Origin of the sequence: Paenibacillus sp. RC84 (assembly GCF_041260495.1) — a bacterium.
GTDB lineage: Bacteria > Bacillota > Bacilli > Paenibacillales > NBRC-103111 > Paenibacillus_F.
Window position 1 is genome coordinate 137,014 of record NZ_JBGBYL010000011.1, and the last position, 26,221, is coordinate 163,234.

The window sequence follows — 26,221 nt, forward strand, 5'->3', positions numbered from 1 at the left end:
CATATAGTATAATGGTGAAATAAATATTACAAACCGTTTTGTTCAGCCGGCCGACCAGTCCACTGGAAGCTCGCAGCAAAAGCGAACCTACAACTTGGAGGGTTGGTCATGAGAAGGAAAACAAGATGGAAAGCAATAGTGCCCTTGACTGCATTGACGGCGGTGATTGCCGCAGGCTGCTCGCAGGAAGCCGAAAGTACGGCGCAAAGCGAAAAAGCAGGCGCTTCTTCGCAGGAACCGATTACGTTGAATCTGGCCGTCTGGGATGAGAAGCTGAAAGATACGCTGAATCAGACCATCGAGATCTACAAAAAAACGCACAGCAACGTGAACGTCCAGATTACTATTACGCCTAACAAGGATTACTGGACCAAAATGCAGACAAGCCTCGTCGGAGGGGCAGGGCCGGACATTTTAATGATGAACGGGCCTAACTTTTACAAATTTGCCGCTTTGGGCTTACTGACGGACCTTCAGCCTTACATAGAAAAAGACAAGCTGGATACGGCCGTTTTTCCGGAGGGGATCACCGAGCTTTACAAGTACAACAAGCATTCTTACGGGATTCCTTATTATTTGGGATCGCTCGGTTTGTTTTATAACAAGGAATTGTTCGATCAGGCCAAAATCCCTTACCCCGACGAAACGTGGGACTGGGAGAAGCTTAAAGCGAATGCCGCCAAACTGACGGACAAGGAGAAAAAAACATACGGCTACATTGCGGTAAACGCCGATCAGGTGGGCTATTATCCGCTTATTTACCAGGCGGGCGGTTCCGTCGTCAGCGAAGACCGCACCAAGTCCGGTCTGGATCTCCCGGAAACCCGGAAAGCGCTGGAGTTTATGAAATCGCTGATGGACGAAGGGATTTCTCCGAGCGCCCAACAGCAGTTGGATACGGAGGCGCTGCAGATTTTCGGCTCGGGCAAAGCGGCCATGTATCCGGGCGGGTCTTTCGACGCGTACAACCTGAACCGGATGCTCGGCGGCAAACTCGGGGTTGCCCCTCTGCCGAAGGGCGCGAAGCAGGGCTTTTACGTACACGGATCGAGCTGGGTAATCAACAATAAAACAAAACACCCCCAAGAGACATGGGACCTCCTCAAAGTGCTTGCCGGTAAGGAAGGGTCCGGGCTGCTGGCGAAGAACGGCATTAACTTCCCCGCCTACACGGAAAACGTCGATCTCTGGGCAAAGTCGATTCCGGCTCTGGATATGAACGCTTTCGTTTCATCGCTTAACCATACGGCTCCTTACCCCGTTTCCAAAAACACGGCCGAATGGCAGAAGGTCCTCACGGAGGAAGTGACCGGCGCGTTCCTCGGCAAGAAGTCCGTACAAGAGGCCCTTCAGGCGGCCGCGCAGAAAATGAACGGGATACTCGCGAATGAACAAAACCAATAGACGCAGCCGCGCCGGGGGCTGGGCGCACTACCGGATCGAAGCAGCCTGGGCTTATCTGTTCATCGCTCCGGCGTTCTTATGTCTGGCGGTCTTTCACTTGTTTCCGGCAGCCGCCTCCCTGGTCCTGTCCTTTACCAAGTGGAACGGGCTGACCGCACCGGTTTTCAACGGACTTCTGAATTATGCCGCCCTTCTGAAAGACAAGGAATTTATTCAGTCGATCCTTCACACCGCCACGTTCAGCATCGTAACCGTCCCTGTTTCCGTGGTTCTTGCCACGGCATTAGCCGTCCTCCTCAACCGGAAAATGAAGGGAGTGTCTCTGTACCGGGTGATGTACTTCCTGCCCGTTGTTACAATGTCTACGGCGGTCGGGATGATCTGGAAGTGGCTTTACAACGCGGAATTCGGGCCGATCAATTATATCCTGGGCTGGCTGCATCTGCCCCAGCCGAATTGGATCTCGGACCCTGCTTACACGATGCTGTCCATTATGATCGTCTCCGTCTGGTCTACCGTCGGCTACAACATGGTCATTCTGCTGGCGGGGCTTCAGGGAATATCCGGCTCCTACTATGAAGCCGCCAGGATGGACGGAGCTTCGGCCCGGTATCTTTTTTTCGGGATCACCCTTCCGCTGCTGTCGCCGAGCCTTTTCTTCGTTCTGATGATCTCGGTTATTCACGCTCTGCAGGTGTTTGATCTGGTTTTCGTCATGACCGGAGGAAATGCGGCTCTGCTGGAGGCGACTAGAACGGTCGTCTACAACATGTATGATCAGGGCTTCGTTTTGTTCCGCATGGGATACGCCTCCGCTCAGGCGGTCGTACTGTTCGTTCTCATTTTTGCGATGACGCTGGTGCAGATGGCACTGCAAAGAAAGTGGGTGCACTATCAATGAGCCGGCTTGAAAAGCGGAGGGTGCCCTTCGCGAAAATGGTACTGCACGCCGTGCTTATTGCCGGAGCGGCCATTATGCTGCTGCCTTTTCTGTGGATGCTGGACACTTCGCTCAAAACATTCGCCGAATCGATGCAGGCCCCGCCTGTTCTGATCCCGGAAAAACTGAGATTCGATAATTATCTGGAAGTGTTCAGGGAAACCAGATTTTCCCGGTATTATTTGAACACGCTTATGGTAACGGCCGTTAAAACCGCCGGTCAGCTGCTGTTCTGCTCTTTGGCGGCCTACGCGTTCGCGACGATGAGTTTTCCGGGCAAAAGGGTCTTGTTTCTGCTTATTTTATCCAACATGATGATCCCGCAGCAGATTATTCTGATTCCGGCCTTTGTCGTCATGAAACAGCTCGGCTGGCTGGATACCTACTATGCCTTGATCGTACCGGGACTTGCCAGCGCATTCGGCATTTTCCTGCTCCGGCAGTTCTTCATGTCCATTCCGAAGGAAATCGGAGAGGCGGCCCGTATAGACGGCAGTTCGTTTTTCCGCATTTACCGGTCCATCTACCTCCCGCTGTCGAAGCCGGGCCTTGCCGCATTGGCGATCTTCGTCATCATGGCGTCCTGGAACGATTTTATATGGCCGCTGTTGTTTACAAGCTCGGATGAAATGCGTGTTCTGTCACTGGCGGTATCAAGCTTCGTAGGGGAATTTTCCACGGAGTATCCCCTTATGATGGCGGCCGCTTGCATGGCAGTGCTGCCGCTTCTGCTGCTTTTCTTGTTTTTTCAAAAATACTTCGTTCAAGGCATTGCCCTGACGGGAATAAAAAGCTGAAAGCGGGTATGCCATCGTGCAAAAACCGAATGTATTGGTTGTAATGACGGACCAGCAGCGCTGGGATACGCTCGGCTGCTACGGAAACTCCGTAATCGAGACGCCTAATCTGGACTGGCTTGCTTCGGAAGGGACGATCTTTACGAATGCGTATACGCCGTCGCCTTCGTGTGTTCCGGCCAGGGCGTCCCTGCTGACGGGAATGGACCCGTGGAATACGGGCGTGCTCGGGATGGGAGGAGGCGAGGGCCCGATGGGCGGAGGATTTGCCCACACGCTGCCGGGCGAGCTGAGCCGGGCCGGCTACCACACACAGGGCGTGGGCAAGATGCACTTTCATCCCCAGCGTCTGCTGAACGGTTTTCACAACACGGTACTGGATGAATCGGGCCGGGTGGAATCACCGGGGTTCGTGTCGGATTACAAAGCCTGGTTCGATGCCAACAAGACCGGCGATTACGGAATCGTCGATCACGGTATTGACTGGAACTCTTGGATGGCGAGGCCTTATCACGCCCCGGAATTTTTGCATCCGACGAATTGGACGGTCAACCGATCCATCGAATTTCTGGAGAAAAGAGATCCGAGCCGGCCGTTTTTTCTGATGACGTCGTTTGCAAGGCCGCACTCGCCTTACGACGCGCCCTCTTTTTATTTCGATCTCTACCGGGGCAAAAAGCTGCCGGAGCCGTTCATGGGAGACTGGGCGGGGCGCCATAACGTGCCTGAGGACGCCGCCAAACCGGACGCCTGGCGGGGCGTCCGGAGTCCGGAGGAAATCCACCGGGCAAGAGCGGGCTATTACGGGTCCATCCACCATATTGACCATCAGATCGGGAGGCTGCTTTTTCACTTAAGGAAGACGGGGCTGCTGGACGAGACGCTGATCGTGTTCACCTCGGATCACGGGGATATGCTGGGAGATCACCATTTATGGCGTAAAACGTATGCCTACGAGGGATCGGCGCATATTCCCCTGCTCGTCAAACTGCCGGGGGGCGGGCAGGAAACCCGGCTGAAGAAGGTGGAGGCTCCCGTCGTTCTTCAGGATCTTATGCCGACGCTCCTGGAAGCGGCCGGAGCCGGAATCCCGGATACGGTCGACGGGGTAAGCCTTCTCGGCCTGATCCGGGGAGAGCGGGCGCAGCGCCGGTTCGTACACGGGGAACACAGCACCTGTTACGCCGAGGAACAGGAGATGCAGTATGTAACGGACGGGGAAATGAAATATATCTGGTTTCCCAGATTGAATGAAGAGCAGCTCTTCGACCTTCGCGGCGACCGGGAAGAAACCCGCGACGTGTCCGGCTGTCCCGAATACCGGGAGGATCTGGACATGTGGAGACAACGGCTGATCGCTGTCCTGGAAAGCCGCAATGCGGGGCTGACCGAAAACGGCAAGCTCGCGCCGCAGGCCGGGAGGCCTTATCTCGTTTCCCCTCATTACGAGAAGCGGATGAGCCTGCTTCGGACTTGAGCTTTCGGAAACGGGCCGCTAAAGTAAAGGGGAAGACAAGCACGGGATTGAACCCGCACGTTAAGGACGTGAAAAGCATGATCAAAGGCATACTGACTGTCATAGACGAAACCTTCGACTCGCTGACGGCAATGGAGCAGAAAGTCGCCCGGTTTATTCTCGACCACCCGCAGGACATGGTCCATATATCCGTGCAGAAACTGGCCGGGCTCACGCAAACGAGCGAGGCTACGATTGTCCGTCTGTCCCGCAAGTTCCGCTGCAAGGGGTTCAAGGAGCTGAAGTTGAGAATAGCCGCCGACCTGTTTGTCCCCGCCAGGGAGAATGCGGAATTCCAGCAGGTTAACGTCGGCAGCCCGACGGGCGAGCTGATGGAGTCCGTGGCGCACAACAGCGTCAAGTCGATCCAGGACACCCTCGCTATCCTCTCGGCCGAAGTTATGGATGAAGCCATCGAAGTGTTATCCCGCGCCAGAAAAATCGCCTTGTTCGGGATCGGGGCCTCCGCGGTTGTAGCGGAAGATTTCAAGCACAAGACCGCCCGGATCAATCGGTGGTGCGAAGCCGGATACAGCGGAGACATGCAGGCGATCATCGCGGCGAATCTGACCGCGGATGACGCCGCCCTCTGCATTTCCTATACGGGAGAAAATGCGGAGGTGCTGCATGCGATGCGGATCGCCAAACGGAACGGCGCGACGGTTATTTCCTTGACGCAGCTGGGGCTTAATCCCATTGCGGAGCATTCGGACATTCAGCTGTTCACAAGCACGCTGGAACAGAACTTCCGGCAGGGCGCCATGAGCTCGCGGATCGCCCAGTTGTATGTGATCGACCTGCTGTACGTCGGGCTGGTTTCACGGGATTACGAGAGCAGCCTCGCTTCCATCGAGAAAACCAAGCGGGCGGTCCAGAGCCTGCATCCGGGGCGGGAAGGCGATTCCCAGAACAATTAAATAAGTTGACCATACCATTGGAGACGCTATTTTTCGAGAATAGGGTCTCTTTTTCTATGGAAAAAAAGGAGAGTGGAAAAGATGATTCACCGCTTACGCGCCGCAAAAATAGGCATGGTTCTGCTGCTGGTCCTGCTGTCGGGAGCGGCCGGTTTTCAACCTGCCCAAGCCTCCGATGAATTTGACAGCCTGCGTATCAAATGGAAAAACCTGCTCACCGGCGGTAACTACCCTGCAGGCGACCCCGATATCGCGGCCCAAGTGGCCGTTTCGGCTGAAACGGCCGGCGGATACTGGGCGTCGCTCGATAAAAGCGCGGGCCGCACGTTTCTGTGGCCGGATCTTGCGGATTGGAGCGCATCCAAGACAATGACAGCCTCTTACAACCGGCTGAAAAGTTTGGCGGGCGCCTATTCGACGCCCGGGTCTTCCCTATACGGCAGCGCGGAGCTCGGAAGCGACATCGTAGACGGTCTCGATTGGATGTACAGCCGCATATACAACGAGAACAAAAGCCAGTCCGACAACTGGTGGGACTGGCAGATCGGGACTCCTCAGGCGCTGAACGATGCCGCGGTATTGGTCTACGATCTACTCGGCTCCGTCCGGCTTGCGAATTATATCGCCGCGGTCGATAAATTCGTTCCCGATCCGACCAAGCGCCTGAACAGTACATTGACCGAAACGGGGGCCAACCGGTCGGATAAAGCCCAAGTCGTTACGATACGGGGAATTCTGGGCAAAACAGGCGGAAAACTGGCCCAAGGCCGGGACGCCTTAAGCCAGATCTTTCTCTATGTCACCGATGGGGACGGATTTTACCGGGACGGATCGTTTATCCAGCATACCAATATCGCCTATACGGCAAGCTACGGCCGGGTGCTTCTGGCCGGCATGTCACGGCTTCTGTATGTACTCAGCGGCTCTTCATGGCAGGTAACGGATTCAAACCTGGGGAATGTGTACAACTGGGTGCAGGACTCCTTCCTGCCTGTTATATATAAAGGCGCCGCCATGGATATGGTACGAGGCAGGGCGATATCGAGACAGCATCAGCAGGACCACGAGATGGGAAGAGATATCGTCGCTTCGGTTAACCGGCTCTCGTTGTCGGCACCGGCGGCCAAACAGGCAGAACTGAAAAGTCTGGTAAAAGCCTGGGTCCAGCAGGATACGAGCTTCGGTTCCTATTATGCGGGTCTGCCTGCCGACGATATCATCCGGCTCAAATCGGTTCTGAACGATTCTGCGGTTAGCCCGGCTCCTGCCGGTCAACTGACGAAAATTTTCCCTAAAATGGACAGGGCTGTCCAGAGGGGGCCGGCTTTCGCTTTTGGAATCAGTATGTCTTCGAGCCGCATAGCCCGGTACGAATCGGGGGGAACCGAAAATTTGCGCGGCTGGCACACGGGAGACGGAATGACGTACCTGTACAACGGCGATCTTACCCAATTTTCCAATGACTACTGGCCGACCGTGAATCCGTACAGATTGCCCGGCACAACGGTGGATTCCGGTGCTCTTACCGACAATCAGGGAAATATAAGCACATCGGCTTACAATTTCGTTGGCGGGGCCTCCAGCGGAAATGCGGCCGCAGTGGGTATGCGGTTGTCGGGCATCGGAACCGATCTGACAGGCAGAAAATCCTGGTTTCTGCTGGGAGACAAAGTCGCTGCGCTGGGAACGGGGATTTCAAGCGCTTCGGGGCGTAAAATCGAAACAATTGTGGAAAACCGCAAATTGGACAGCGGCGGAACGAATGGTTTCACGGTCAACGGAGGGGCCAAACCGGGACAGACCGGATGGTCGGAGTCCATGGCGGGCGTGAGATGGGTTCATTTAGCGGGGAGTACGGTGAATTCGGATATCGGCTACTATTTTCCTCAACTCCCCTCAATAGACGGATTACGGGAAACGAGAACGGGCTCTTGGCGGAATATCAATAAGGACAGCCCGACAACACCGGTTACGAACTCCTTTTTGAGTCTTGCTTTCAACCATGGCATCAACCCATCCAACGCAAGCTACGCGTATGTTCTTCTTTCCGGGAGAACGGCTTCGCAAACACTCTCGTATGCGGAAAATCCGGATCTTGTCGTGCTCGAAAATTCGAACGATGCCCAAGCCGTTCAAGATCTTAGTTCACATGTGATTGCCGCGAATTTCTGGAACAACATCACGAAGTCGGTTGCGGTGAACGGAACGGATCTGCTGACAAGCGGCAAACAGGCTTCGGTCGTCTACACGGAAACTTCCGCAGAAATCGAGATTGCCGCCGCCGATCCGACTCAAACGAACACGGGCAGTATTCCTCTGCAAATTAACAGGAGCGCATCGGCTGTTCTTGCCGCGGATGCCGGGGTGACGGTTACCCAGCTAAGCCCGGTCATCAAGTTGAACGTCAACGTGAACAAGGCAAACGGAGCGACGTTTAAAATACGGCTCCAAAAGTAGCTAAATCCGTGAGGGAACGATTGCGAAACCTGCTCTTTTATCATGAGTAGTTTACCGCCCGCCGCCGCAGCCTCAGCCTGCATCCGGGGGCATGCCCTTACAGGTCGTTCATCCGCACGTCCTTATAGATCGTTCGTCAGCACGACCTTGCCGATCGCGCTGCCCGACTCCAGGCGGCGGTGAGCTCCCGCCGCGTCGCGGAACGTAAACCGCTGCTCGTCCAGCAGCGGGCGCAGATGCCCTTCGTCGGCCAGGCGCGCAAGACGCTCCAGCGTCTCGCCCTGATGCTTGCGGCCGACGCCGGTCAGAAGCGGCAGCACGGTGAACACCACGTGCAGCGTCAACCCCTTCGCATGAAGCGGGCTGAGATCATGCGTGGAGCGGGCGGCGATGGCGACGACATGGCCGCCTGTGCGCGCGGCGGCGAAGGAACGGTCGAGGTTGTCCTTCCCGACCGTGTCGAACACGACGCCGAAGCCCTGGCCGCCGTCCGAGCATCTGCGGACGTAATCTTCTACCGATTCCGTCCGGTAGTTGATGACGCCGTCCGCGCCCAGCCGCGAAGCGATGTCCAGCTTCGCGTCGGAGGATGCCGTCGCAAAGACGTCGGCGCCGCCCCATTTCGCGAGCTGGATCGCGATGTGGCCGACGCCGCCTGCGGCGGCATGCACGAGAACCTGCTGGCCGGGCTGAAGCCGCGCCCGGTCGAACAGGCCCTGCCAGGCGGTGAGCGCCACGACGGGCAGGGCCGCCGCCTCGCTCATCGAGAGCGAGGCGGGCTTGCGGGCGATGAGCTCCGCATCGGCCAGCATGTATTCGGCGAGTGCGCCGCCGAAGCCCTTGAAGCCGCCGGCGAAGCCGTACACTTCGTCGCCGGGCCGGAACTTCGTCACGCCTTCGCCCACGGCTTCGACGGTGCCCGCTACATCGCCGTGCAGGACCGCGGGAGCGGGCGGAGCGAGATTCGGCATCAAGCCCTGGCGGATCCGCGCGTCGATCGGATTCACGCCGCTGGCGGCGACGCGGATAAGCACGTGTCCGGGCCGGACGGCCGGGGTCGGAATTTCTCCGATGGAGAACGATTCCGGCGCGCCGAATGTTTCGAGAAGAACTGCTTTCATGGGAAGCACCTCCGATAGGTTGGCTGGTATGGGTACGTTAGATCCATTATAAAACACCCGGCATGAGAATGGTACAAGCCCGGCTAACGCGAAAAACACCGGACCCCTTGCAAGGGATTCCGGTGTTTGCGCGCCATGTCGTCTCACGTCATGGCTTGTTTTTGAACGGGAGCCGGAGAATCTTCCTGATGCTTCTCTTCCCGGTGTTTGAGAAATTCCCGGCCGTATTCGCCGTGAGGATGAATACCCGCATGCTCCATCTGAATGGTGGAATGCGTAATGCCGTACTTTTCCTTCAGCGTTTCGTTAATGGCGAGGATGATGCAGAACGGCTGGATTTTGTCGTCGATAAAAACGTGCGCGGTCAGAGAGTAATGATCCGTCGAGATCGCCCAAAGGTGCATTTCATGCACATCTTCGACCCCTTCGACATTGCCGATATCGCGGCGGATTTCCTCCAGATTGAACTTGGCGGGAACGGATTCCATCAGAATGAGGAAAGATTCCTTAATGATCCGGCTGCCTCCGATGAAAATAATGCAGCTGATTACGATACTGATCAAAGGATCAAACCACAGCATTCCCGTAAAATAAATGATCACCGCCGAAATAATAACCCCTACGGAACTGAGCAGATCTCCGATAAAATGCCACAAGGCACTCTGGACGTTGAGATTCTCCTCTTCTTCCATACTGCGGTGGAGAACCAGCGTGAGCACCAGATTGACCACGAACCCGATGGAGGAGATGATGAGCATAAGTTTGAAATCAATCTCCTGCGGCTCGTAAAACCGCTTGATTCCCTCGATAAGGATTCCGATGGCGATCACGGCCAAGGCAAGCCCGTTAAGGAAGGAGGCAATGATTTCGAACCGCAGAAAGCCGAATGTATAGCGGCTGTTAGGTTTCCGGGAGGCCAGGTAAATGGCGGTCATGCTGAGTCCGAGCGCAATGACGTCTGAGATCATATGCGCGGAATCCGAGAGCAGGGCGAGGGAGTTCGACATAATCCCCCCGACAACTTCAACAATGGTGAAAAATAAGGTGAGGAGAAGAGTAATCCAAAGCGTACGCTTGGACGTGGATTGTTCCTTTACATGGTCAAGATGGTGAAAATCGGTCATGGCTTGTACCTGCTTTCCGGCTTTTTTATATGGATGAACGGACGATAGTAGACTCTTCACCAGGTTGTTCTGTTGGAATTATACGTCACGTCCCGGAATCCTGCAACGGCTGTTCTATGAAATAGACAAAAGGAATTTTTCATAGGCGAATGCTGCCGAAACCGGGGAAGTTGCCGTCGGAATATAAGAGAACGCTTTCAATTTTGTTACATAAATGAAATATTTCTGTTACGTTCCTATAATGTAAGGGAGGTATTATAATAACCAAGACCCCCTTTTTAATATACAACGTTTCAGGCTTACCCCGTTGGTAAGCCTGCTTTTTTTTTGTCTGGAGACTTGCTGCTTACGCCGCAATGTACCCGGAAGCCGCAGTAAATGAGCACGCTGCTCCCTGTTTGGAACTGGTTCTGATCTTGCAGACGCCTTTTTCCTGTATGATCTCCGTTGGGACGGAGAAGCTGTTTCAGGCAGTCCTAACCGGATGGCCCGTGCAGGGAACTGTCGGCTTTATGGGCCGACTTCCTGCGGATCATCCGGAATCACAGCTCACGGAATTAAAGAAAACCGGCCGATTGACGGCCGGTTTTCTTATGTCTTTTTATGAAATGCGACGGGTATTACAGGGTAACGAGAACCCGCTCTTTATTGCGGAAGAAACACCATTCTTTAAACCCGATTTCTTTCAGCCGCTTGCTTACGAGTTCGAAGTCGTCGCCAACACGCTGGGGAACATGAGAGTCTGAGCCGAAAGTGACTTTAACCCCGTAATGGAGGGCGCGTTCCAGAATAAGATCGGACGGATACCATCCGCCTACGGTTTTGGTTTTGCCGGAAGTGTTGATTTCGATCGCCACATCCTCATCCGCGATGACTTTCAGGGTTTCGTCCACTTTGGGAGTCGGAATGTCCGAGAAAGCGGGATAGAATCCTTTCATCGCGTCGATATGACCCAGTATCTGAAACAATCCGGCTCTTGCCGATTGCTGGATCAGATCGTAGTAGGTCTCTTTATGGAGGATATGCTGAGCGTCGTCAAGCCCTTTCCACCGGTTCTTGTTAAAAATACTGACGCCGCCGGACAGATGGACCGAACCTATAATATAGTCGAACGGGAATTTCTCATACATGGAACGGTACAGGTCCAGATGCTCCGGGAAAAAGTCGGATTCGACGCCCAGCAGCACTTCGATTTTGCCCGCATATTCCTTCTTCAGGCCGAGCACTTCTTCCACATAGGCGGCGAAGGCGCTTTTGGCCATGGCGATTCCGGGAAACAACTGGTCCTGCTCGCTGTAAAAATAAGGGGAATGATCCGAAATGCCGATCACGGACAAGCCCGCTTCCACCGCCGCGTCTACGTAGTGACGGATGGTCCCCGTTGCATGCCCGCATCTTTCGTTGTGCGTATGAAGATCGAATTTCATAAGTAGCCCTCCTATTCGGAACCGAGAAATTGGGTTTCCGGCATTCCTTTCAAATCCTGCAGGAACTGGTGCATCGCGGAGTTGAGGTAGCGGCCGGATTTGTACACAACGCCGACGGGATGAGTGATATCTAACTCGTCTACTTTCAACATTTTCAGCGTACCGTGGTCGAGATCGTTGACGACAGACAACTTCGAGATGATGGCGGCGCCGAGATTCAGCTCGACCATCCGTTTGACTTCTTCGCTGCTTGACAGCTCCATCACGATTTGCGGGTTGATATCGTACGTTTTGAACACCTGATCGACGAATCGGCGTCCCGCCGTTTCCGGCGATAGCATGATAAAGGGCAGATTGCGCAGCTTCTCGATGGAAATATGAGAGTACCGGCTTAGCGGATGACTGGTGGATACGATGAGTTCGAACGTGTCGTAGTACAGGACGGAAGCCTCCAGAGACGGATACTTTTCGTAGAGATACGAAATGCCGATATCTACACTGCCGTTGTCGACACTGGCCATAATTTGCGAAGAGGTCATGGAATGAATGGTGGTTTTGATTAAAGGGAACTGGTCCTGAAAATAAAACAGCACCCGCGGTAAAATTTGCATGGCAATGGACGTGGTTGTCCCGATATGGATATGGCCCTGGGGAGTCTGGCTCAGATCGGCCAACCGTTGTTTCAAATCCTCGACAGTGCGGAGGATTCTTTCGGCGTGCTCCAGGAACAGCTTGCCGCTGTCCGTCAGCGTCACAGGCTGGTTGCGGTCGATCAGAATCGTCCCGAACTCTTCTTCCAAGCTTCTAATCTGCGCAGACACGGCCGGCTGCGTCAGGTTGAGAAGTTCGCCTGCCTTACGGAAACTCATCGTCTTGGAAATCGTGATGAGCGTCTCCAATTGATTGAGATTCATGGGCAGCCCTCCGATTATAAGTAAAATTTATCGAAACATATAACGAGATAACTTAATTTTCTTTCTATTATAAAGGATGGCCGGGGAGAGTTCAAATGATCGGATGTAAATAAATGACAATCGGGTTTTGGGGGATCATTTCAATCCCGGTTACAAAAAGAGGGGGAGAAACGGGGCTCTTTGTCAAGGGGAGATTCCCGTTTCTCTGTAATAAAAGGAGTTGTCTCATTTCCAGGCTGTCGGGCCGGGCTATTTCATAAGACTGTTCCAAAAATGAGGCAGGTCTCGGCAAATCAGATCCGGCTCGTTCCCGGACTTCGAAATGTGCTCCCGGACATTGGCCTCCGTGGCAAGGCCTGTCAGCACGAGAGCGGTCCGGCAGCCGGCCGATATTCCGCCGCCGATGTCCGTTGCGGTATTGTCGCCGATCACCCACGTGTCTTTCGCCTGCAGTTCCAGTCGGGCCAGGGCATAGTTCATAATGACCGGCGACGGCTTGCCGATGACGACCGGATTGGCGCCGGAAGCGGTCCGGATGAGGGCGCCGATGGAGCCGGCTCCGGGAATCAGGCCGCTGTCAGACGGAAGCAGGTGATCCGGGTTCGTCAGGATGTACCGGGCGCCGCCCAGCAGGTGCTTGACCGCCGAAGCCAGCTTGTCGTAGGTCAGCTGCCGGTCGATACCTTGAACGACATAATCCGGCTCCTTGTCGGTGAGCTCGAACCCCGCTTCCAGCAGAGCGCTCTGCAGTCCTTCTTCGCCGATGCAGTAAACGCGATTGCCGCTTCCGTGTTCGAGCAAATACTGAACGGAAGCCATAGCCGTCGTGTATACGCGGTCGGGCCCGACGTCTATGCCCATCCCGTTTAAATGGCCGGCCACGTGTTCCGGGGAGCGGGACGAATTATTGGTCACAAGGAGGTAAGGGAGGCCGTTCTTATTGAGCAGCTCCACAAACTCCTTCGCGCCCGGTATGGCTTCGTTCCCTTTGTACAGGGTGCCATCCAAATCAATCAAAAATCCGTGCATGTTTTTGTTCACCTCACCTTTCATCGTACCAAACGGAATGCTTCCTCACAAGCGCGGTCATTTATGACGTGCAAAGAGGTTCGGCGGCGTCTAATCCGGTAAAAGACTGATTTGCTCTATCCCCGCGCTATCCGTAAAATCCCAAAACGGGGAATAGGACCGCCGCACGATTCTCTTCCTGTTTGGCCCCGCTTTATAGGTCCAATGATAAAAAAGACTCAAAGCTGACATGGATAAAATAGGACAAAAGAAGTATACGGACAACGATTTTTACTATATAATGTAGAAAAATGTGTAAGTTTGGTTCGAAAAAATCCGACATGAGTGCCTAAACCGGAGGAATGGTTTTATCGCCTTGTGAAACAATTTTTGTTCCTATATGTTGGTAAAGGGGTTAAAGAGCACATGAAAGCGGAGTACATCAATCCTTTTCTGGAATCCGCGCGGATTGTCATCGAACAAGTCGCGAACGTGCGTCCGACTACCGGTAAATTGTCTGTCAAAGATATTTACTTTATCGAACGTTATGTATGGATACAAATCGGTATGACCGGTCAAATGCAAGGAAACATACGCTTCGGTTTTGAAGAATCAACGGCGCTTCGGATGGTTTCCGCTATGATGGGCGGATTTATTTTGACCGAGCTGGACGAAATGGGACACAGTGCGATTTCCGAACTCGGAAACATGATCAGCGGCAACGCCAGTACGATTTTGTTCAATCAGGGCATCAAGGTTGACATTACGCCCCCTAAGGTCGTCACGGGAGACGTCCATGAGGTGGATGCACTGAAAGCGCTGACGGTTCCTCTGCTCATGGACGGAATCGGCGAACTGGATATTCAGGTCCTTCTCGCTTAGTTAAACCGGACCAAGCTGGAGAACCGGCCAAACGACTGCTTCTGTTGAAGCAGTCTTTTTTTGACGCGAGTTTCTCCGATACGGGGTGCGGGAGGAGCGAGAGAATTTAATTGGGGAGTTAAATTCGAGCGGAATAAAATCTGTCCTGCCCGCCTCCGCCTGGTGAAGAAAAGCCGCGTAAGGTATACTAAGCCTACAAGCGTCATCGGAAGGGGAAGAAGCACATCCATGAATATAGAAGGCAAAGTAGTCGTCGTCACCGGAGCCTCCAGCGGAATAGGCGCACAGACCGCGCGTGCGTTGGCGCAGCGCGGAGCGGTGCCCGTTCTGATGGCACGCTCGCGGGACAAGCTGGAGCGGCTGGCGGCGGAGATCGGCGGCGGATGCGGCGTGTACCGGCTCGATGTGCAGAATACGGCCGAAGTGAACCGGGTTTTCGCCGAAGTTCTGGCCGAGTACGGGCGGATTGACGTTCTCGTCAATAACGCGGGGTTCGGAGTATTCGAACGGTTTCTGGACGCTCCGCTGGAGCAGTTCGAAGAGATGATGGATGTGAATTACATGGGCATCGTCCGCTGCACGAAAGCGGTTCTTCCGGCCATGGTCAAATCGGGCTCGGGCCACATCGTCAATATCGCTTCGATGGCCGGCAAAATCGGGTCGGCCAAGTCCTCCGGATACTCCGCGACGAAGCACGCCGTGCTCGGCCTGACAAATTCGCTTCGCCAGGAGCTGGCGGGAACCGGTGTCCGGCTCAGCGCCGTTAATCCGGGTCCGATCGATACCCCGTTCTTCGAACGGGCGGACCCTACGGGGAATTACGTCAAGAACATCAGCTGGTTCATGCTGAAGCCGGAGCGGGTGGCCGGAGCGATCATCCGCGCGGTCGAGAAAGAGAAGGCGGAGATTGACCTTCCTTTTATAGCGGGAATCGGCACGAAGCTGTATTCGCTGTTTCCCCGTCTGCTGGATAAATCCGCACAGCGCATGCTGAACAAGAAATAACCCAGAAAAAAAGCGGCTCTCCTGCAGGAGAATCGCTTTTTTAATCGGTTCCATGGAAACCATGGGAAAAACGTGCGGCAAGAAAACCAAGGACGGTTTGCGCTGATCAGAAGCCCTGGTTTTGCCCGGTCGTTCTGCCGACTTCCTGGACGATTTCTTCGTCCGTTAAGCCGTGAGCATTGATGACGGAAGCGGAGGTGGTGGCATCCTCGAAGCCCATCAAATTCTGGTCCAGACCGGAAATGACCACGCAGGACGCTCCGTCCGCCTGATTTAACGAGGTAACTTCGTAGCCGCTGCTCTGCAGGGCCTGCTTCACACTGGATAAGCTGTCTTCGACTGCGATTTTAGACATATGCCTTCGCTCCTTTATAAGGGATCTCAGGCTTATTGTGGCTGCGTGGACGAATTCTTATTCAGGTTTGGCCCGGCTTGCCTTCTGCTGCTCGTTGAGATCGCGGATTTCTTCGAAAATGGCCCGGACTTGCGTTTTGGCGTCGGGGTGCGAGCCGTTCCAGTGATTCGTTAGAGCGGGCATCGCTTTATGTAAGTGTTGATAGACGGCCCAGATTTTTATTTTCTCGGTCATTTCGGAGGAACCGTCCCCGGTCAACAGCTCGGCCGCTTTGGATACGAGGGCGTTAAACTCGTTTTCGAATTCTTGACTCATAAGATCATTCCTTCCGTATGAAAATAAGATACTCCCAGTCTATCGGAAGCCATGGGGACTGTAAAGTTTCCTTCACCACGGGTCCCGGGTCGGTCCGCAACTACATTCAGGATATATACATACAAGGAGGCTGAACAAGCATGTCGGAATCCATTCAATCGGGGAAAAAAATCAGCACCCTCTCGCCGGTCACCTTGTCGCCTGCCGTACGCGCGGCCGGTAACGAAACGGGAAGCCTTAAAGACGGCCAGCTCCTGGAGCGGGAGCTGCTGTCCCGGCACGCGAGAAACGTCTCGCTGTACGTCGTGACGTACGCGGCCCAGGGACTTCGCGTCAAAGGCTATCTCGCCGTGCCGGATCACGCGGAACCGCTGCCGGCGGTCGTCTACTGCCGGGGAGGCATCCGGGGCGTCGGAATGGTGCGGATCCGCCGGATCGTTTCGATGGCACGGCGGGGGTATGTCGTTTTCGCGCCCTTCTACCGCGGCAACGAAGGAGGAGAAGGACGCGAGGACTTTGCCGGAGAGGACCGGTACGATGTGTATCACGGGCTGCTGATGCTGAGAGATCTGCCCGAAGTCGCCTCCGTACCGGTCTCGCTGATCGGCTTCTCCCGCGGCGCGCTGATGGCGCTGCTGGCCGCCAGAGACTGCGAGGAAGTCGGCCCCGTCGTCGTATGGGGCGGCGTCAGCGACCTTCACGACACGTATGAAGAGCGGGTCGACTTGCGGCGTATGCTCAAACGGGTCGTCGGCCATCCCCTCAAGCAGGCGGATGAATATATCCGCAGGTCTCCGGCCAGATGGGCCGACCTTATCGAGTCTCCCGTGCTGATCGTGCACGGAACCGCCGATCCGCAGGTTAAAATTTCGCATGCTTACAAGCTGGCCGCAGCGCTTGAACATGCGGGCAAAGATCACACCATGCTTATTTACGAAGGGCTGGAACACCGTTTTCCGAAGGAAATGGACGAAGTGGCGCTGGACGAAGTTTTCCGCTGGATGGAGCAAAAAAGAATTGAAATAGAAGGGAAGAAAAGTAAAAAAGAAGGAAACTAGCTTGATATTACTAAATTGAAATAGAAAAAAATCTCCTTTTTTGGCGAGCAAAATGACGTTATCCCGCCTGATTTTATCCGAAATGAGACTTAGAAGCATGTTTGGATAGAAATGTAAGCTTTTTCTTTAAATATAATGAATTTTTTTGCTGTTTAATATTGTTAACTCCCTCGGTATAGCCTAATATGAGTTTTAGGAATGGTTTACATAAGGGGGATGTCTCATGTCGAAGTACATGATTCATTTGTTTACATCGAATTATTTCCACCTGGACAAAAGCCTTCAGGAAAAAATATATAAAGAATTTCATGTGATGGTATATCCGACCATTTATTTCATCCTCCAGGATCACAATTTAGTCGAGGATATCATTCAGGAATCGTTTCTCCGTGCTATCGACAAGGCTCCTCAACTGAAGGAGACGGAGAAATATGAAGGCTGGCTCAAGAAGCTGACACGCAACGTGACGCTCAATTATTTGCAGAAGCATAAGCGCAACCGCAACGAGTTGGATTCGGAGATAACGCTGACGCTGAGGGAAACGGCCCCGGCTTACGAGGCCGGCAGCACCCCGCTGGAGAAGGAAGTTGAGCTGAAGATCATGCAGGAAGCGATCAACCATTACGTGAACCAGCTCAGCCCCGCTTACCGTCAGATTCTGGCCATGAAAGTGGTTCATAACATGTCTTACAAGGAAATGGCGGAAGAGATGAACGTGACGGAAGGCGTCATCCGGCAGCGTCTTTACCGTGCGCGGGAGGCGATCCGGCAAATGCTGCTGGAAGAATGGGATTTTCTCAGATAAGCGCTCCATGCAGGCCGGATAGGGCCGTTAAGGGTGGGCAGTGCGGTCAGGCTCCGCAGCTCATCCTTTTTTGCATGCCCCGGTTTGTTCCCGGGAGCTTCCTCGCGTATAATGTAGACAAACAACAACGGTATACAGAAAAGAGGTTCTTCATGTACGACAATTTTGAACAGCTGCAAATCGCCCCCGTCTGGACGGAAAAGTTGAAGGAACGGGGGATAGGCAGACCGACGGCCGTTCAGGCCGAGGCGATCCCGCTCATTCTCACGGGACGGGACGCTATTGTGCAGTCGCAAACGGGAACGGGCAAAACACTGGCTTTCCTGCTTCCGGCCCTGCAGCGGATCGATGTGAACGCGAAGCATGTCCAGGCCGCTATCATCGTTCCGACACGGGAGCTCGGCATGCAGATTTTGCGCGTGGCGGAAGATCTGATCGGCGACGGTCCTATTAAGTGCCAAGCTCTGATCGGAGGAGCGGCCCTGGCCCGGCAGGTAGAGAGACTCAAAAAAGGTTCTCCACACCTGATTATAGGAACTCCCGGCCGCATTAACGAGCTGATCAAGGCACGTAAGCTGAACGTGCATCATGTGTCCACGCTGATCGTGGACGAAGTCGATCACGTGCTGGAGCTGGGCTCCATGAAAGAAGTCTATTCGATCTTCAAAGCGCTTCAGCGCTCGTCCCAATCGCTGTTCTTCTCGGCGACCATTCCCGCGGAGATCGGGCAAGCGGCGGAAAACTTGATGAATGACCCGGCCGAGATCCGGATCAACCCGGATCAGCGTACGGCGTCCACGCTGGAGCATCTCGCTTTTAACTGCGAAGCCCGTAATAAAATCGACACGCTCCGCCGGATCATCCGTCTGTACGAGCCGCCCAAGGCGATGGTGTTCGTCAATGCGACGGCCGACGTGTCGGAAGTCGTATCGAAGCTGCAGCACCTCGGATTGTCCGTGGAGGCGCTCTACGGGGAGGCGGGCAAGCAGCAGCGGGCGAACGTCATGCAGTCGTTCCGCGAAGGCAAGTTCCAGCTGCTGCTGGCTACCGATGTCGCGGCCCGCGGGCTCGACATCGAGGAAGTGACGCATGTCATCAACCTCGACATGCCGCTTAACGCCGAGTACTACCTGCACCGTGCGGGGCGTACCGGAAGGATGGGGCGCAGCGGAACCGTGATCTCGATCGTCGCTCCGAAGGAGCGTTTCATCATCGATAAGTTCCGCAAGGCTCTGCGCATCTCCATCGACGAGAAGGAGATGTACGAGGGCCGGGTGGTCGATGCCGGCCAAGGCCCGCGCAGCGGCTTCCGCGGCGCACCGCGCCGGGATGACGCGGGCGCCGGAGCCCGTGTTTCGGGCACGGCCCAGCACGCGTCCGGCGGCGAAGCGGGGGCGCACCGCGGCGGGACTGCCGGCGCGGACGGGGAGCGCCTCTCCACGGATCGCCGTGGAGAGAGCGGCCGCAGCGGCGCGTCGGCCCGAACGGGACGCGGCAGCGCGGGCGCAGCCTCCCGCAGCGGTGCGGGCGAGGGACGCGGCGGAGCGGCACGCGGAGGCTCCGCGCAGCAGCCGGTCTCGCGCAAGGCCGCCCGCAAGCAGGAGACCGCCCAGGACCGGAAGAACAAAGGCGCGCCGAAATGGCTGAAAGCCAAAAGAGACGGAGACGGGAAATAACCGGAGCTGCAGCATCGCGTATAAGACTCCAAGCCGGTTCGGGTTGAACCGGCTTTTTCATTTGGAGTCCGCTGGGTAAATAGGGGGTACGCGTCATTACGGCAAGGAGGGAATAAACATGAAAATCATCCGGCGTATAATCGTGGTCCTGCTCGTTCTGGCCGTTGCGGCGGGGCTGGCGGCCTGGGGACTCTTAACGTATATCAAACCTCAGCAGCAGCTTGATCTGGCTTACACGGAACTTTCCCTGGAAAGCCAACTGGTGGATATCATCAGGAGCAAGAAGCCCGAAGTCCGGCTGTCCAATGAAGAACTCAATCAGCTCGGCAAAAAGGCGATCGCCAAACACGCGCGGGTATCGCCCGATGTAACGATAACCGGAGCCGACTTTACACGAAGCGGCGAGGATCTGACCGCGGATGTGAATCTGCTATGGAAAAATACGGTGCCTGTCGGGGCGCAGATGACGTTTAAATTGGCCTGGTCAGGCAAAGAACTGACCGTAACGCATACGGGCACGCATATCCGGAACTTCGAAGTGCCGCCGGGATTGGTATCCCTCGCGCCGGTTTCGATTTCGCTGGATTCGTATCTGCCTTCCATCGTGCATATCAAGGATGTCCGTTTTGACCCTGATTTCGTCGTGATTGGTCTCACTCTCCGGTAGAGTGAGACTTTTTTTCATCATTTTACCGGTTGCACTTGGAACGGACCCCCCTAAAACGCCGCGGCTCCAAGAATTGCTATAGTGTAAACCGTCATGCTTCGCGAAGAGTTGCCGGTTCATCCAGCCCGGGCCGGGGCTGATTCCTACACGCATAAAGGAGAGTTTTCCGATGAAAAAACTTAACATGAAAAAAACCGTTCTATCCACGGTCGTACTCGCTATGGCAATGGGCGGAGGCACTGCCGCGTTCGCTAACGGAAACGGCAAGGATAAGGACCATGATAAGGATAAAGACTGGAAAGAGGGCAAAAACGGCGGCGTACACGGCTCTTTCGATTTCCGGATTACGTTCGACGATTTGAAGGGTTCGGACGTGGAGTGGGCGCTGAAAAATATTGCAAGCCTTTCTTCGAAGCGTGTTTTTGAAGGCTATGAAGACGGTTCGTTCAAACCGCGTAATACGGTTACCCGCATTGAAGCCATTACGGCTGCCGTCCGGCTGATGGGTCTGCGCGATAAAGCGGAATCGAACGAAGAGAAGCAGACGAAGCTGAACTTCAAGGATGCGAACAAAATTCCCGACTGGGCGGTAGGTTACGTGGCCGTAGCGCTTGAGAATGACCTGTTCGGCGAGAGCGAGGACATGGTTCAGCCGTCCAAGCCTGCCGACCGCCTGTGGGCGACGGTTCTCCTCGTGAAAGCGATGAAGCTGGATGCCGAGGCTAAAGCGAAAGTCAACACGCAGCTTTCGTTTAAGGATGCGAAGCAGATTCCGGCCGGTTCCGTCGGTTATGTGGCCGTCGCTATCGAGAAAGGGCTGATCGACGGTTTCGAAGACAACACGTTCCGTCCGAATATGCCAGTAACCCGCGCTCAGCTCGCCGCGCTGCTGGATCGCACGGACAGCCAGATGCCGGGACAGGACCAAACCACGGCCGTCGGCAAAGTGACGGGAACCGTGAGCGGGAATACGCTGGTGCTCGATCAGAACGGCACCCTGAAAACGTATGCGCTGCATCCCGAAGTGTTCGTTTACCGCAACGGCGCCAAAGTAAGCGCGTCCCAGCTTCAAAACGGGGATGTCGTCAGACTGCGCTCGTACAACAACACGGTTGTTTTTATTGAAGTAACGAAAAAAGCGGTTGAAGACCGCACGCTTCAGGTCAGCGGCTTTTTCGATTCGATGACGCTGAACAAGGAAGGCCGTATCGCTACGGTTACCGTAACGAACCAAGTCTACGGAAATACGGACAAAGCAACGTACAAGGTTGCCTCCGACGTTGCGATTCAAGGCGATGTAAGCCGGTTGGTCAAGCCGACTGCGGTTGAGCTGAAAGGCAAAGATAAAGTCGTTGAGACTATTATCATCAAGTAAGAATCACGGCAAAAAAGCCCGGAGTCTGGGGAAATCCCCAAGCTCCGGGCTTTTCTATGAAGGTGCGGCTGCGGTGTGAAAATGGTTTGAGCGGTTAGCCGATTTTGCCGTGGGAAACGCCTTTCGGAAGGTGCGAGCCGGATCGGAACAAAACCGAATTGGAACAAAACCGAATCGGGCCCAGCCGGTTTGGCCTGCTGCGTGCCCGCTATGGCGGAGAGAAGCCGGGCTGCTGATTGACCGCCGTCATGTGACGCCGCGCACGGCGCCGGGAGTTTCGCGCGGTACGCGGGCGCATGCTCGGCCTTGTTTTACTCCTCGCCCTTCATACCGAAGGCGTCGGCGATCAGGCGGTAAGAGCGGAGGCGGGCGCCGAAATTGTGGATGGGCGAAACGATCAGGAGCTCATCCGCGCTGTAAGCTTCCGCAACTTCATGAAGCCGGCGTTTGACCTGCTCGGGATTGCCGACAATGCGCCGTTCCCGGCGCTCTTTGATGCGTGCGAGATCATACTCCGTGTACGGATAATTCAGCGCCGTATCCACGGACGGGAAGAACCCGAGCTCCAGGCCGCGTTCCAGGCGCAGGAAGTACAAGTCGGTGCTTGACGCGAGCTTGTTCGCTTCTTCCTCCGTATCCGCGCAGACGGCGAGAACGGCTGCCAGCGTACGCGGCTTGTCGCCCAGCACGGAAGGCTGGAAATGCGCCTTGTAGTGGCGCATGGCTTCCTCGCCGCCGGGGCTGCCGAAGAATTGGGCGAAGCCGAACGCGGCGCCCTGTCTGGCGGCGATGCGGGCGCTTTCGCCGCTGGAGCCGAGCAGCCATACCTCCGGCGCCGTCGGTATGGAGGGCGAAGCCTGCAGCGCGGCGAAGGGGTGCTCCGGAGGCATCGCTTCGTGAAGGTAGCCGGCGATATCGGCTACCTGATCCGGATAGCGGTCGATGCTGACGTATTTGTCCGCCTGCAGGGCGCGGGTCGCCAGCGGCATACCGCCCGGCGCGCGGCCGAGCCCGAGGTCGATCCGCCCCGGGTGGAGCGCCTCCAGCAGGCGGAAGTTCTCCGCGACCTTGTAGGCGCTGTAATGCGGCAGCATAATGCCGCCGGAGCCCACACGGATGCGGGAAGTCGCCGCCGCGAGATGGGCCAGGAGCACCTCGGGGCTCGAGTGGGCCAGCGATTTCGAAGCGTGATGCTCCGAAACCCAGTAGCGGGTGAAGCCGAGACGGTCCGCCTCCTGCGCAAGCCGGGTCGTTTCTTTAAGAGCGTCGGAGGCCGTACGGCCTTCGGCTATTTGCGATTGATCCAGAATCCCCAATTTCAACATAAGCTCACCTCTTGTGGGTAACTGTAACAAAAACGATTTAACTGTAATCTTAACTGTAACAAATTTATGTTCCAAGGTCAAAGTTCCATCCGGTTTCGTTCCGTACACCTTGATGCGCAAAGGAGAGATGGCATCTTGTGCGAAGTTGGCTTTCTCGGATGACCGCCCATGCTGTCCAGGCAGTCCCAGCCTGCGCATGCCGCCCGGCGGCGCCCCGGCCCCGCCCGAACGCTGAGAAGACCCGCAGCTTCCTGCGGGTCTTCTGTATTAATCCGGCCGGGTTTCCGCCTTTCCGCTGCCGCCCCAAAGCTTTTCCTGCAGCCGGGAGGGGGCCAGGGGCTTGCTGATCAGGAAGCCCTGAATGCAATCGCAGCCCTGTTTTTTCAAATAAGCGAGCTGGTCTTCCGTCTCGACGCCCTCCGCAACGACTGTCATATGGAGGCCGTGGGCCAGTTGGATGACCGTGCGGACGATCCATTCATCTCCTGTGCGGTCGTTCATGTGATGGATGAAGGACTTGTCGATTTTAAGCCGGTCGAACGGATAGTAGTTCAAGTAGCTGAGGGAGGAATAGCCGACGCCAAAATCGTCCATGGCGATGTGAACGCCAAGTTCCTTGAGCTGCCTGAGTGTACGCATCGTTTTGATTTTATTGCGGAGCAGAAGACTCTCTGTGATTTCCAGCTCCAGCCACCGGGCTTCCAGTCCGGTTTCGTCCAAGATGCGCCGGATCGTGGGAATCAGCTCGTCGTGTTCAAACTGGATGGAAGATAAGTTGACCGCCATTCTGACGGGCGGGAAGCCTTCGTTCTGCCAGGCTTTGTTTTGCTCGCAGGCTGTCCTCAGCACCCATTCGCCAATCGAAAGAATTTGCCGGCTTTCTTCCGCAAGCGGGATAAAATCTTCGGGAGATACGAGGCCGAGCTCCGGGTTGTTCCAGCGGACGAGAGCCTCCGTGCCTTGAATTTGGCCCGTATCCAGCTGGAGCTGAGGCTGGTAGACGAGATGGAATTCGCCGCGTTCCAGCGCTTTATGTAGATTTCTCTGCAAAATCAGTTTCTTTTCAATATTTTCTTCCAGGTCGGAGGTGAACATGGAGTATAAGTTGCCGCCGAGCTCCTTGGCCCTGTACATGGCGGTGTCCGCGTTTTTCACGATCGTTTCCGAATCGTATCCGTTGTCCGGATACAGGCTGATGCCGATGCTCGGCGTAATATAGATGTCTTTCCCCTGTAGGAAAAAACCCGTTTTCAGGGCGGACAGGACCGTTTCGGCCACCAGAACGCAATCCTGCGCCCCCGCAATGTCCCGCACGATAATCGTAAATTCATCGCCCCCCAGCCTGGATACCGTATGGTCTTGCCCCAGACAGCTTTGCAGCCGTCCAGCGACTTGAACGAGCAGGGCGTCCCCGCTGATGTGTCCCATGGTGTCGTTAATATTTTTGAACTGGTCGAGATCGAGAAAAAGCAGTCCGACTTTTCCTTTCGTTTCCCGTGCCGCGGCAATGTCCTGAGTCAAGCGTTCGTTAAAATGAGCTCGGTTGGGCAGACCGGTGACCGAGTCGTAATAAGCCATCTTTTTGTAGCGCTTGTTGCTTTCTTCGATGATATCGATCTGCTTCAAATACCCGGAAACAAAATAATGAATGATCTTGATCGCAATGATCGTGAATACGATTTCCGAAATAAAAAGCTCATAGCTGGGCTGCTTCAGCATCTTATAAAGCACGACCGAGGCGATCAGGATGCCGATTTGAAGACTGCGCGCCTCGTAAATGGCTTTGCCTGCGGAAACGGGCGTACCTGTGACCGAACGCACGATGCCCATCCTCAGCAGGAGGTTCACTCCCTCGAACGCGAGAAATACGCATACGATTTTGACGTACAGAGGGGCCTGAGCGGTCAGAGCGCCCGTACCCCAGGCAGCCAGCATACTGATGCCGTACATGCCGAGCGTAGAGAAGAAGCGGAACCATCTGATTTTATAGAAAGGCTTGGAATGCAGCGTAAAAAACGTGAGCGTGTTCAGGACAAGAAAGAAAGTGCTTGCAAAAAATCCCATTTCAAAAAGTGAAAGGATAAAACCGATCGTGCCCCCGCTGAAGTAAGTGCCGTTAGGCATTTTAAGGGGCATCATTTCAAAGACGATGACCATGACGGCGATAGGCAGCAAAATTTTCGGATCGTAAGCGTTTTGCGCGATAAAAGCCGATGCGGTGATCAGGGTGAGGATTCCGAAAGCCGACAGCAGGGAAGTAAACGGGTTATGGTCCTTCATTCTTCCTCCTCTTCACCGAATTTCCGAGCATAAACCGGATGAGTCCGGCTCCGATCCCTATATCGCCGATGCTGATTACTCTTCGTACAAGCGGAATCCAATCGCCCATCCACCAGAAGGCGGACGCGGCCATGAGCTGATGGCGGGGTTCATTCTCCGGCAGGGTCGCAAGTCCCGCCCATGCCAGCGCCGTATCGGATACGGGCATCAGCCCTCCGTGTAGGACAAGAGCCGTCCAGTTCCAGAGAGCGCCCAGGAAAATAAGGGGGATGCCGGGAACTTTCCGGTTCAGCCACAAAAACAGAAGCACAGCCAAAATGGCCGCTTCCGTCCAATAGGGGTACGTCCGGTTTGTCCGGACCGTTACGGCGAAAATCGCGATCTGGGCGGCGAAACTTCCGAGCAGGAGATACGGTAATTTGAAGTTCACTTTCTCTACCAGGGAGAGCGGATTTCGTCCCGAAAGAAGGGTAATGACGACAGCCAGAACGATGAAGTAGATCATATTAACCTCCAAATAAAAAAAAGAACCAGGCTCAGCCCAGTTCCTCTAAGTGGCTCACGGACCCCAAGGAAAAGCCAGTCCGGATGAGTAAACCAATGCCGCAACCGTAAGAATAGCAAAAACCCAGCGTTTCATCGCGTTTACCTCCAATCCTTCAAAATAATAGGTACTAATTGCCATTATGTAATCTCATTATAGCTTCCGGGCTTTATTTGTACAAGGTATCCCACTTCGACAAAAATAGACACATTTTGCGTTTGTTTTTTATCGGGGCTATCCGGGATATCCGGTCTCTTGACGAACGCCGGATGCGTGGCTTATGGTGAAAGGAACCTTTATCTGGAACAG

The 26,221-nt window shown here is 55.0% G+C and carries 23 protein-coding genes; 13 read left to right on the top strand and 10 right to left on the bottom strand.

Translation table 11 applies throughout. From position 1 onward, the window contains the following. Nucleotides 1-108: 108 nt before the first annotated feature. The 6 genes from ABH899_RS23830 (at nt 109) to ABH899_RS23855 (ending at nt 8,031) form a co-directional block, all read left to right on the top strand. Entirely contained in the window at nt 109-1,404 is a 1,296-nt protein-coding gene (locus ABH899_RS23830) for an ABC transporter substrate-binding protein (RefSeq protein ID WP_370001076.1), read from the top strand. Beyond that, on the top strand, nt 1,388-2,305 hold the full coding sequence (locus tag ABH899_RS23835) for a carbohydrate ABC transporter permease (protein ID WP_370001078.1): 918 nt from the start codon (nt 1,388-1,390) through the stop codon (nt 2,303-2,305). Before ABH899_RS23830 ends, ABH899_RS23835 begins: the two co-directional genes overlap by 17 nt. Then, nucleotides 2,302-3,141, top strand: coding sequence for a carbohydrate ABC transporter permease (locus ABH899_RS23840; protein WP_009676265.1), 840 nt, complete (start codon nt 2,302-2,304; stop codon nt 3,139-3,141). Before ABH899_RS23835 ends, ABH899_RS23840 begins: the two co-directional genes overlap by 4 nt. 16 nt (nt 3,142-3,157) lie before the next feature. Next, nucleotides 3,158-4,618 (top strand): arylsulfatase, encoded by a 1,461-nt coding sequence (locus tag ABH899_RS23845; protein ID WP_370001081.1) that lies wholly within the window; start codon nt 3,158-3,160, stop codon nt 4,616-4,618. Between the two features lie 77 nt (nt 4,619-4,695). Continuing rightward, entirely contained in the window at nt 4,696-5,574 is an 879-nt protein-coding gene (locus ABH899_RS23850) for a MurR/RpiR family transcriptional regulator (protein WP_370001082.1), read from the top strand. 81 nt (nt 5,575-5,655) lie between these two features. Further along, nucleotides 5,656-8,031, top strand: coding sequence for a polysaccharide lyase 8 family protein (locus tag ABH899_RS23855; protein WP_370001083.1), 2,376 nt, complete (start codon nt 5,656-5,658; stop codon nt 8,029-8,031). Nucleotides 8,032-8,153: 122 nt separating this feature from the next. Here the strand turns inward: ABH899_RS23855 and ABH899_RS23860 are convergent, their stop codons facing one another. The 5 genes from ABH899_RS23860 to ABH899_RS23880 all read right to left on the bottom strand — a co-directional run bounded on the left by ABH899_RS23860 (nt 8,154) and on the right by ABH899_RS23880 (nt 13,646). Further along, on the bottom strand, nt 8,154-9,152 hold the full coding sequence (locus ABH899_RS23860) for a zinc-dependent alcohol dehydrogenase family protein (RefSeq protein WP_370001084.1): 999 nt from the start codon (nt 9,150-9,152) through the stop codon (nt 8,154-8,156). Nucleotides 9,153-9,295: 143 nt separating this feature from the next. Next, complete coding sequence (locus tag ABH899_RS23865; RefSeq protein ID WP_370001085.1) at nt 9,296-10,276, bottom strand: cation diffusion facilitator family transporter; 981 nt, start codon at nt 10,274-10,276, stop codon at nt 9,296-9,298. 620 nt (nt 10,277-10,896) lie between these two features. Then, nucleotides 10,897-11,703, bottom strand: coding sequence for a histidinol-phosphatase (locus tag ABH899_RS23870; protein ID WP_009676254.1), 807 nt, complete (start codon nt 11,701-11,703; stop codon nt 10,897-10,899). Nucleotides 11,704-11,714: 11 nt separating this feature from the next. Next, nucleotides 11,715-12,617, bottom strand: coding sequence for a LysR family transcriptional regulator (locus ABH899_RS23875; RefSeq protein ID WP_009676241.1), 903 nt, complete (start codon nt 12,615-12,617; stop codon nt 11,715-11,717). A gap of 249 nt (nt 12,618-12,866) precedes the next feature. Next, on the bottom strand, nt 12,867-13,646 hold the full coding sequence (locus tag ABH899_RS23880; protein ID WP_016423550.1) for a TIGR01457 family HAD-type hydrolase: 780 nt from the start codon (nt 13,644-13,646) through the stop codon (nt 12,867-12,869). Between the two features lie 405 nt (nt 13,647-14,051). Between ABH899_RS23880 and ABH899_RS23885 the strand changes: the two genes are divergently transcribed. Both ABH899_RS23885 and ABH899_RS23890 read left to right on the top strand, forming a co-directional pair. Next, the gene (locus ABH899_RS23885) at nt 14,052-14,507 is read left to right on the top strand and encodes a chemotaxis protein CheX (RefSeq protein ID WP_370001086.1); all 456 of its coding nucleotides are present in this window, start codon (nt 14,052-14,054) and stop codon (nt 14,505-14,507) included. 228 nt (nt 14,508-14,735) lie between these two features. Then, a complete protein-coding gene (locus tag ABH899_RS23890; protein WP_370001088.1) occupies nt 14,736-15,512 on the top strand; it encodes an SDR family NAD(P)-dependent oxidoreductase in 777 nt (258 codons plus the stop codon). 106 nt (nt 15,513-15,618) lie between these two features. Here the strand turns inward: ABH899_RS23890 and ABH899_RS23895 are convergent, their stop codons facing one another. Together ABH899_RS23895 and ABH899_RS23900 are read right to left on the bottom strand one after the other, a co-directional pair. Beyond that, the gene (locus tag ABH899_RS23895; protein ID WP_370001090.1) at nt 15,619-15,867 is read right to left on the bottom strand and encodes a YkuS family protein; all 249 of its coding nucleotides are present in this window, start codon (nt 15,865-15,867) and stop codon (nt 15,619-15,621) included. A 57-nt stretch (nt 15,868-15,924) separates the two neighbouring features. Continuing rightward, nucleotides 15,925-16,182: a DUF2573 family protein gene (locus ABH899_RS23900; protein WP_009676279.1), complete on the bottom strand. Its 258-nt coding sequence runs from the start codon at nt 16,180-16,182 to the stop codon at nt 15,925-15,927. A gap of 140 nt (nt 16,183-16,322) precedes the next feature. On the opposite strand from ABH899_RS23900, the gene ABH899_RS23905 reads away from it, so the two are divergent. The 5 genes from ABH899_RS23905 (at nt 16,323) to ABH899_RS23925 (ending at nt 21,763) form a co-directional block, all read left to right on the top strand. Next, nucleotides 16,323-17,240 carry an alpha/beta hydrolase family protein gene (locus ABH899_RS23905; RefSeq protein WP_370001092.1) on the top strand — a complete coding sequence of 306 codons (918 nt, stop codon included), beginning with the start codon at nt 16,323-16,325 and terminating at the stop codon, nt 17,238-17,240. A 223-nt stretch (nt 17,241-17,463) separates the two neighbouring features. Further along, nucleotides 17,464-18,045: an RNA polymerase sigma factor gene (locus ABH899_RS23910; RefSeq protein WP_009676277.1), complete on the top strand. Its 582-nt coding sequence runs from the start codon at nt 17,464-17,466 to the stop codon at nt 18,043-18,045. Between the two features lie 152 nt (nt 18,046-18,197). Further along, nucleotides 18,198-19,721 carry a DEAD/DEAH box helicase gene (locus ABH899_RS23915; RefSeq protein WP_370001094.1) on the top strand — a complete coding sequence of 508 codons (1,524 nt, stop codon included), beginning with the start codon at nt 18,198-18,200 and terminating at the stop codon, nt 19,719-19,721. A gap of 118 nt (nt 19,722-19,839) precedes the next feature. Next, nucleotides 19,840-20,388 carry a hypothetical protein gene (locus ABH899_RS23920; RefSeq protein ID WP_370001096.1) on the top strand — a complete coding sequence of 183 codons (549 nt, stop codon included), beginning with the start codon at nt 19,840-19,842 and terminating at the stop codon, nt 20,386-20,388. 169 nt (nt 20,389-20,557) lie between these two features. Continuing rightward, nucleotides 20,558-21,763, top strand: a complete 1,206-nt coding sequence (locus ABH899_RS23925) for an S-layer homology domain-containing protein (protein WP_009674864.1) — start codon at nt 20,558-20,560, stop codon at nt 21,761-21,763. 311 nt (nt 21,764-22,074) lie between these two features. Here ABH899_RS23925 and ABH899_RS23930 read toward each other — a convergent pair whose 3' ends face one another. From ABH899_RS23930 to ABH899_RS23940, 3 genes are all read right to left on the bottom strand, one after another. Continuing rightward, on the bottom strand, nt 22,075-23,088 hold the full coding sequence (locus ABH899_RS23930; protein WP_370001099.1) for an LLM class flavin-dependent oxidoreductase: 1,014 nt from the start codon (nt 23,086-23,088) through the stop codon (nt 22,075-22,077). A 267-nt stretch (nt 23,089-23,355) separates the two neighbouring features. Next, nucleotides 23,356-25,368, bottom strand: a complete 2,013-nt coding sequence (locus tag ABH899_RS23935) for a putative bifunctional diguanylate cyclase/phosphodiesterase (protein ID WP_370001101.1) — start codon at nt 25,366-25,368, stop codon at nt 23,356-23,358. Continuing rightward, nucleotides 25,355-25,873 carry a DUF5317 domain-containing protein gene (locus ABH899_RS23940; protein ID WP_370001103.1) on the bottom strand — a complete coding sequence of 173 codons (519 nt, stop codon included), beginning with the start codon at nt 25,871-25,873 and terminating at the stop codon, nt 25,355-25,357. Before ABH899_RS23940 ends, ABH899_RS23935 begins: the two co-directional genes overlap by 14 nt. Between the last annotated feature and the right edge of the window lie 348 nt (nt 25,874-26,221).

Bases quoted from the DNA above. Each gene is read 5' to 3' on its own strand.
- ABH899_RS23830 (WP_370001076.1), top strand. From the start codon at position 109: ATGAGAAGGAAAACAAGATGGAAAGCAATAGTGCCCTTGACTGCATTG.
- ABH899_RS23835 (WP_370001078.1), top strand. From the start codon at position 1,388: ATGAACAAAACCAATAGACGCAGCCGCGCCGGGGGCTGGGCGCACTAC.
- ABH899_RS23840 (WP_009676265.1), top strand. From the start codon at position 2,302: ATGAGCCGGCTTGAAAAGCGGAGGGTGCCCTTCGCGAAAATGGTACTG.
- ABH899_RS23850 (WP_370001082.1), top strand. From the start codon at position 4,696: ATGATCAAAGGCATACTGACTGTCATAGACGAAACCTTCGACTCGCTG.
- ABH899_RS23855 (WP_370001083.1), top strand. From the start codon at position 5,656: ATGATTCACCGCTTACGCGCCGCAAAAATAGGCATGGTTCTGCTGCTG.
- ABH899_RS23860 (WP_370001084.1), bottom strand. From the start codon at position 9,152: ATGAAAGCAGTTCTTCTCGAAACATTCGGCGCGCCGGAATCGTTCTCC.
- ABH899_RS23865 (WP_370001085.1), bottom strand. From the start codon at position 10,276: ATGACCGATTTTCACCATCTTGACCATGTAAAGGAACAATCCACGTCC.
- ABH899_RS23870 (WP_009676254.1), bottom strand. From the start codon at position 11,703: ATGAAATTCGATCTTCATACGCACAACGAAAGATGCGGGCATGCAACG.
- ABH899_RS23875 (WP_009676241.1), bottom strand. From the start codon at position 12,617: ATGAATCTCAATCAATTGGAGACGCTCATCACGATTTCCAAGACGATG.
- ABH899_RS23880 (WP_016423550.1), bottom strand. From the start codon at position 13,646: ATGCACGGATTTTTGATTGATTTGGATGGCACCCTGTACAAAGGGAAC.
- ABH899_RS23885 (WP_370001086.1), top strand. From the start codon at position 14,052: ATGAAAGCGGAGTACATCAATCCTTTTCTGGAATCCGCGCGGATTGTC.
- ABH899_RS23890 (WP_370001088.1), top strand. From the start codon at position 14,736: ATGAATATAGAAGGCAAAGTAGTCGTCGTCACCGGAGCCTCCAGCGGA.
- ABH899_RS23895 (WP_370001090.1), bottom strand. From the start codon at position 15,867: ATGTCTAAAATCGCAGTCGAAGACAGCTTATCCAGTGTGAAGCAGGCC.
- ABH899_RS23900 (WP_009676279.1), bottom strand. From the start codon at position 16,182: ATGAGTCAAGAATTCGAAAACGAGTTTAACGCCCTCGTATCCAAAGCG.
- ABH899_RS23905 (WP_370001092.1), top strand. From the start codon at position 16,323: ATGTCGGAATCCATTCAATCGGGGAAAAAAATCAGCACCCTCTCGCCG.
- ABH899_RS23910 (WP_009676277.1), top strand. From the start codon at position 17,464: ATGTCGAAGTACATGATTCATTTGTTTACATCGAATTATTTCCACCTG.
- ABH899_RS23915 (WP_370001094.1), top strand. From the start codon at position 18,198: ATGTACGACAATTTTGAACAGCTGCAAATCGCCCCCGTCTGGACGGAA.
- ABH899_RS23920 (WP_370001096.1), top strand. From the start codon at position 19,840: ATGAAAATCATCCGGCGTATAATCGTGGTCCTGCTCGTTCTGGCCGTT.
- ABH899_RS23925 (WP_009674864.1), top strand. From the start codon at position 20,558: ATGAAAAAACTTAACATGAAAAAAACCGTTCTATCCACGGTCGTACTC.
- ABH899_RS23930 (WP_370001099.1), bottom strand. From the start codon at position 23,088: ATGTTGAAATTGGGGATTCTGGATCAATCGCAAATAGCCGAAGGCCGT.
- ABH899_RS23935 (WP_370001101.1), bottom strand. From the start codon at position 25,368: ATGAAGGACCATAACCCGTTTACTTCCCTGCTGTCGGCTTTCGGAATC.
- ABH899_RS23940 (WP_370001103.1), bottom strand. From the start codon at position 25,873: ATGATCTACTTCATCGTTCTGGCTGTCGTCATTACCCTTCTTTCGGGA.